This window comes from Oerskovia sp. NPDC060287, from assembly GCF_042726775.1.
Classification (GTDB): Bacteria; Actinomycetota; Actinomycetes; order Actinomycetales; family Cellulomonadaceae; genus Oerskovia; species Oerskovia merdavium.
This window is the reverse complement of sequence record NZ_JBHXBO010000226.1, coordinates 1-6,558: the sequence shown is the minus strand read 5'-3', so window position 1 is coordinate 6,558 and position 6,558 is coordinate 1. Positions and strand designations below refer to the sequence as shown.

General features: G+C 72.4%; 8 protein-coding genes. 2 read left to right on the top strand and 6 right to left on the bottom strand.

The genetic code is table 11. The annotated features are described in order from the left end of the window. Window positions 1-92 precede the first annotated feature (92 nt). From ACFWFR_RS16120 to ACFWFR_RS16095, 6 genes are all read right to left on the bottom strand, one after another. Entirely contained in the window at window positions 93-701 is a 609-nt protein-coding gene (locus ACFWFR_RS16120) for a GNAT family N-acetyltransferase (RefSeq protein WP_191805301.1), read from the bottom strand. Window positions 702-811: 110 nt separating this feature from the next. Beyond that, a complete protein-coding gene (locus ACFWFR_RS16115) occupies window positions 812-1,510 on the bottom strand; it encodes a LytR C-terminal domain-containing protein (RefSeq protein ID WP_377623628.1) in 699 nt (232 codons plus the stop codon). A 9-nt stretch (window positions 1,511-1,519) separates the two neighbouring features. Continuing rightward, entirely contained in the window at window positions 1,520-1,831 is a 312-nt protein-coding gene (locus ACFWFR_RS16110; protein ID WP_056645031.1) for a type II toxin-antitoxin system VapB family antitoxin, read from the bottom strand. 109 nt (window positions 1,832-1,940) lie between these two features. After that, window positions 1,941-3,602 (bottom strand): ABC transporter permease, encoded by a 1,662-nt coding sequence (locus ACFWFR_RS16105; protein WP_377623627.1) that lies wholly within the window; start codon window positions 3,600-3,602, stop codon window positions 1,941-1,943. After that, a complete protein-coding gene (locus tag ACFWFR_RS16100; protein WP_377615153.1) occupies window positions 3,599-4,567 on the bottom strand; it encodes an ATP-binding cassette domain-containing protein in 969 nt (322 codons plus the stop codon). Before ACFWFR_RS16100 ends, ACFWFR_RS16105 begins: the two co-directional genes overlap by 4 nt. Window positions 4,568-4,711: 144 nt before the next feature. After that, on the bottom strand, window positions 4,712-5,440 hold the full coding sequence (locus ACFWFR_RS16095) for a TetR family transcriptional regulator (RefSeq protein WP_377623626.1): 729 nt from the start codon (window positions 5,438-5,440) through the stop codon (window positions 4,712-4,714). Between the two features lie 187 nt (window positions 5,441-5,627). Between ACFWFR_RS16095 and ACFWFR_RS16090 the strand changes: the two genes are divergently transcribed. Further along, window positions 5,628-5,816, top strand: coding sequence for a PspC domain-containing protein (locus tag ACFWFR_RS16090; protein ID WP_056645039.1), 189 nt, complete (start codon window positions 5,628-5,630; stop codon window positions 5,814-5,816). A 94-nt stretch (window positions 5,817-5,910) separates the two neighbouring features. Beyond that, window positions 5,911-6,480, top strand: a complete 570-nt coding sequence (locus ACFWFR_RS16085; protein WP_377615151.1) for a hypothetical protein — start codon at window positions 5,911-5,913, stop codon at window positions 6,478-6,480. Window positions 6,481-6,558 lie beyond the last annotated feature (78 nt).

Below are 6,558 nucleotides of genomic sequence, written 5' to 3'. Positions count from 1 at the left end.
GTCTGGGAGAGATCCTGACCCCCGTCAGCCGCATCTCGTACGGCCCCGGAGGTCACGGCGCTCGGCACCCCACGAGTCGGAGCGTCGAGGGGCTAGAGCTTGAGCCCCAGCACGTAGCCCTGCGGCACCACCAGTCGCTCGAAGCCGAGGTGCTCGTAGAACCCGATCGCCGACGCGTTGGTCTCCGAGACCCCCAGGTGCACGCCCTGGACACCGCGCTCGCGCAGCGCGTCGAACAAGGTCTCGAGGAGTCGCCGACCGTTGCCCCCTCCCTGCGCCTGCGGGAGGAGGTCCACGTGCAGGTGGGCCGGGTACAGGTCCACCACGTCCTGCTCCGCGGTCCCGGGCGAGTGGATCTGTGCGACGAGCCCGGCGTCCGGGGACTCGGCCGGGAAGGAGTCGAGCGGGTACCGCTCGCGAAGCGTCGGCCACCACTCGCGCTCGCAGCGTGCCTCGAACTCGCGGGTGTCCGCAGCGCCGATCACGTACCCGACCGCTCCCGTGCCGTCGTCGACCACGAACGCCAGGTCCGGCTCGAGCGCCAGGTACGCACCGAGGTAGACCTCACCGAGCAGACGCGGGTCGCGGTACCTCGCGGTCGCGTCGCCGCCGTCGGCCCCCGTCCGCAGGCAGATGTCGTACAGGCGGTCGACCTCGGCGAGGTCGGTGACGCGAGCGGGGCGCAGTGGGAGCGAGGCCATCGTGGGAGCGACCGTTCAGGAGCAGGGACGAATCAAAGACCGGGCCAGACAGTAGTGCCGAACCCTGTGCGGGGCCAGCGCATCGGCGGGGGCCGGCGCAGGGCCCGGCGTCAGCCTTCTGCCGGGGCTTCCTCGGCAGGGACCTCTTCGGCGGGGACGTCGGCTGCGGGTACCGGCGGGACGTAGGCGGCCCGCGGGGTGAGGGTCTCGACCGCCACGCAGTCCTTGCGGCTCTCGAGCGGGACCGCTCCGTCGAGACCGACGAGCTCTTCGTCGACCAGGTTCTCGAAGTTCTTGCCGAGGACCACGTCGACCGTGGCGTCGGCCCGGTCGTCGAGGACGAGGATCGGGGACGGGTAGTGGGCCGCGAGCGTGTAGGCCTGAGCCACCCCTGCCAGCCCGTACGAGATCTGCGTGGCGTCCTGCGTGATGTTCTTGCCGGCGGTGTCCTCGAGGTCTCCCAGCAGGACGACCGTGAAGCCGCGGTTGGTGAGGATCTCCTGGTTCGCGGCGCCCAGGCCGCCCTTCCCGGTGCCGTTGAAGACGCGTACCTGGACGTCGGCGTACGCGACGGGCAGCGTGCCCTCGGGCAGGCAGGGGGACTTGACGTCGGCGAGCTCGCCGTCGACCTGGATGGTGGTGAAGCCCTTGTTGAAGGGGGCGTCGACGGCGCCCGTGTACACGGCCAGCGCACCGATGCCGGTGATGACCAGGAAGGCGACGAGCAACCCGAAGATCACGGCCTGGCGCTCGTGCATGCGCCGTCGTCGGACGGTACGGGAGTGGTCGGGGCCGGGCTGCGTGGTCACGCCAGCAACTTACCCGACCGCAGGGGCGTTGAGCATGAGCACACGGGCGTGCAGGATGGCACGTTGCTGAAGAGCCGCCCTCACGGCACGGTGCAGCCCGTCCTCGAGGTAGAGGACACCCTGGTACTCGACGACGTGCGCGAAGAGGTCACCGTAGAACGTCGAGTCCTCCGAGAGGAGGGTCTCCAGGTTCAGGGTGCCCTTGGTCGTGACGAGCTCGTCGAGCCGTACCTGCCGCGGCGGGACGCTCGACCAGTCCTTGGGCGTCACCAACCCGTGATCGGGGTACGGGCGCCCTTCGCCGACGGCCTTGAAGATCATGCGGGTCAGTCTAGGGCGGGCGCCGGGCGCGAAGGGCTGGATGTCACCCGGTGCTCGACAACTCCACGGGCCCCGCACATCCGCTCCAGGGCCGGGCGGTGCGCCGCGCTCACGCGCCGCTCACGTCCCGACGCCTGAACCCGACGTATGCCAGAGCGACGAGCGCAGCCGCCACTGCGGTGAGGGCGAGCACCGGGCCGAGGGCGAACGGGTCGAGCGGGACCTGGGGCACGTGGGTGAAGGGCGACAGGTCGCGGACCCACTGCGGAAGGCCCAGCAGCTCGCCGAGCTGCCCGACGACGAGCACGAGCGTCACGATCCCCCAGCCCAGCGCGACCAGACGCGGCCACCAGCCGTAGAGGGCGAGCACGAGGCCCGCGACGACGAGGGCCGCAGGCACCTGCACGAGCCCCGCGCCGACGGCGTCGCCGAACGCCGCGCCCCACCCGCCCGACACGAGAGCGTGCCCCAGGCCCATCATGAGCCCCGACCACAGCGGGACGGCGACCACGCCGACGACGGTCAGGACGACCGAGGCCGACAGGTAGCGATTCCGTGAGACCCCGGTCGCGAGGACCAGCTCGGCCCGCCCGGACGTCTCCTCGGCGTGCAGCCGGGAGACCGAGGTCACCGCGAAGGCCGCGGCTGCGATCCCGACGAACCCCATGATCGCGACCTGGAAGACCTGGGCGAGCGCACCTGCCCCGCCGAGCTGCTCGATGATCTGCTGCATCTGCGGCGACGACCCCGCGATGTCGTCGACCGAGTCCAGGAGGAACCCGACGAGCAGGCAGTAGGCGCCCACGCCCAGCGCCCACGAGGCGACGCCCGGGAGCTGGATCCTGCGCGCGATCGCGAGAGGGCTGGTCAGCGAGGACGACCCGGCGGGGCCGGGGCGAGGCTGGACGAGCCCTGCCCCGAGGTCGCGGCCGAGCGACGTGCGCGCCGCGACCGCCGCGCACACGACGAACAGCGCGAGGCACAGCAGCGCGGGTCCGACGGCGTTCGCGCCGAACGGGTCGATCTCCTGGACCCAGCCGACGGGCGAGACCCAGTGCAGCCAGTCGGCAGACGGCTCGATGTCGGCGACGCCGCGCAGCGCGTACCCCGCGACGAGCAGCAGCACGCCGATCGTGTTCGCGGTCCGCGAGGACGTCGCGACCTGGGCACAGACCGCCCCGATCCCCGTCCCTGCCAGGCCGAGCGCCGCGAACTGGAGGCCGAACGCGACGGACGAGGCGCCGTCGGCTCCTTGGGCCACGAACATCGCGGCCATGAGCGCGCCCGTGAGGACCGACATCCCGGCCGCGACGAGGACACCCGTCGCGAGCGGTGCGAGCGACCCCACGTGCGCCGCGCGCACGAGCTCGAGCCGCCCGGTCTCCTCCTCCTTGCGCGTGTGGCGCACCACGGTGAGCACCGCGAGCACGCCCAGGACGAGGATCATGAAGAGCCCCACGCGCCAGGCCGTCGTCGAGGCGACCGACCCTGTGTGCTCGAGAGGGCCCAGCAGCGCCAGGAACGCGCTGTTGGTGCCCATGCTCGCGGCGAGCTCGTCGCGCTCGGCCTGCGTGCCGTAGACGGTCGCGACCGACGAGTACGTCACGGCGACCATGAGCAGCACGACGACGACGTACACGGGCAGGAGGACCCGGTCGCGCCGCAGCGCGAGCCGCACGAGCGACCCCGTCCCGGCGAGCGCGCGGTGCAGCGACAGGGGCGGGGCGGCGGTGCGGGCCGGGGCGGTCGACGGGGACGCGAGCGCGGTCATCGCTCGGCCTCGCCCTCGAGCAGGGCGAGCTCGTCGCCGTACTGCCGCAGGAACAGCTCCTCGAGCGAGGGCGGCTCGATCGTCAGGCCGTGCGGCTCGAGGTCCGCGAGGGCGCGCGTGACCTGGGGGAGCGCGTCGTCGTCGACGTGGAAGGTCAGGTGCGACCCGTCGACGGTGAGGTCGTGCACGCCGTCGAGCGCATCGAGCGCGGCGGTCGAGGTGGCTCCCGGACCGACGGTCACGACGACCTTGGAGCGCGTGAGGTGGCGCAGCTCGCGCAGCGTCCCGGACTGCACGGCCCGGCCGCTGCGGATGATCGTGACGGTGTCGCACAGCGCCTCGACCTCGGCCAGGATGTGGCTCGACAGCAGGACCGACGTGCCGCGCGCGGTCGCCTCGCGCACGCAGTCCTGGAAGACGGCCTCCATGATCGGGTCGAGGCCCGACGTCGGCTCGTCGAGCACGAGCAGCTCCGCGTCGGCGCTCAGCGCCGCGACCAGCGCGACCTTCTGCCGGTTGCCCTTGGAGTAGGTCCCGGTCTTCTTGGTCGGGTCGAGCTCGAACCGCTCGAGCATGCGGGCCTTGCGGCGTTCGTCGACCGCCGCGCCGCGCAGGCGCAGCAGCAGGTCGATCGTCTCGCCGCCCGAGAGCTGGGGCCACAGCGTGACGTCGCCCGGGACGTAGGCGAGGCGTCGGTGCAGGGAGACGGCGTCACGGAACGGGTCGCCGCCCAGCAGGGTCGCGGTGCCCGAGTCGGGGCGCAGGAGGCCGAGCAGCACGCGGAGGGTCGTGGACTTCCCGGCGCCGTTGGGTCCCAGGAAGCCTGCGACCTCTCCGGCGCGGACGGTCAGGTCCAGGCCGTCGAGCGCCTGGGTGGTGCCGAAGGACTTGCGCAGGTCGTGGATCTCGACGGCCGGTCCGCGGGTCGTGGCGGGGTCGGAGGTCGTGCGTGCTGTCGTGGTCATGGTTCCTCGTCGGGGAGGCGTGGGCTGGGAGGGAGAGCCGGTGCGGGCCGTCGTCGAGCGGGGGACGTTCGTGCCCGACGGCGTCGCTCGCCTCGGCGAGCGGGCGGCGGTCTCGTCGACCGGGGCGGCGGACGACCGCTCGGGCTACGGGGCCGGTGCTGCGGAGGCCCGCTCGTCGGGGGGCGGCTCGGCGTACCGGAGGTACGCGTCGAGGAGCGTGCGATCGGTCAGGAAGCCCTCGGTGAAGAGCTCGATCGAGGGCAGGCCCATGCGGTCGACATAGGCACGGACGATCGCGCCCGTGTCGGTGGGGTCCTCGGGCGGGTGCAGCGTGAGGTCGAGGAGGATCGTCCCGAGGGACTGCGTGACGAGGTACTGCGCTCGCGCGGTCTCGTCGAGCGAGGGCCTGATGGTGCCGGCGGCGACGCCGTCGGCGATGTACGCGGCGGCGTCCTCGACCATGCTCTCGACGAACGAGCGGGCGAGGTCGCCGCCCTCCTGGAGGCTGCGCAGCACGTAGCCGAGGACCGGGCCGTACTCCTCGACCGACGAGAGCTGTGCGAGGACGTCCATGGGGCTGCCTCGGGAGCCCGTCTCGTCGCCCAGGACGTTGCGCTTGTTCTCCCGGATCAGGACGAGGACGTGCTCGTCGCACGCTCGCCGCAGGCCGTCCTTCGAGCCGAAGTGATGGATGACGAGGCCCGCGCTGACCCCGGCGTCGGCGGCGAGCGTGCGCAGCGGGACGCGGAAGCCCTCGCTCGCGAAGCGGGCCAGGGCCGCGTCGCGGATGCGCGCGCGAGCCGTGAGGTCCGAGGGGTCGGCCGCGGGCTCTGCCGCGTCGACCGCGGGGGTGCGTGATGGTGCTGAACGCATGTTCAACACGCTAAACACCTGTTCAGCCCGGCACAAGAGGGACCGGCGTCAAGGAGTCGTCAAGGTCGAAAGGAATCGGGTCCGTCGCAGGGATGACGACCGAGCCCTTGCGTCAGGGGTACGAATCAGGGACGGACCAGGGGAGCCCCCGATGTGCGGGCGTCAGCCCCCGGCGTACCGTCGAAACATGAGCCACATCCTCGCCAGACCGCGCCGCGGCGCCGTGATCGCCGGTGTCTGTGCCGGCCTCGCCCGACGCTTCGACATCAGCCCGACGCTGGTCCGCGTGCTCGCGGTCGCGTCCTGCATCCTGCCCGGACCGCAGATCCTGCTGTACATCGTGCTGTGGATCGTCCTGCCCCGGGACCCGGAGTGAACCCCGCCTGAGGAACACCGGCGGCCGACACGTCCGCTGTGACCGTGCTCGGTGGGTTTTGTCCAGCGCCGCAGCATCGTGGCACCATCCGAGGGTGCGCTCCCACCCGACCCGAACCGCCCTGCTGCCCCTTGCCCTCGGCCTCGTCGCCGCGGCGCTCGCGGGTTGCGCCTCGTCGGCCTCGCCCGTCGCCACCGCAGCCGAGACCCCGGCAGCCCCGGCCACCGGACCGGCTCCGACGTTCGACGGCGCGACGACGGAGGGAGCATTGCTGCTGGCCGCGGCATCGGAGCTCGACGAGGCGATCCTGCCCGCGGGCTTCCGCTACGTCGAGACCGTCGACATCGATCTCTCGGGGTCCACGAGCTCGATCTACGTCCAGGGCCAGCCCGAGGAGCAAGGGCCCGGCCTGTACGTCTACGCGGTCCCCGAGGGCGTCGACGTCGAGTATCTGGGCGACGACTGGGCGCCCGAGCCGGTCCCCGAGCTCTCGGGCGACCTGGCCGTGACCGTGGTGTCCGACCCGGAGGGGCAGGATCGCTCGGTCGTGTCGATCGAGGCACCCCCTGCCGGGACGGTACGGCTCATCGGCGACGGCCTGGTCCGTGACGAGCTGATCGGGATGGCGGGGCGGCTGCTCGACAGCCTCGGCGACGCGGGCTGACGTCTCGACCGCCCTGGCCCCAGAGCTGGCGACTCGCGCCCCGCTCGCTGGCACAGGTGAGCGACGAAGGGCCCGCAG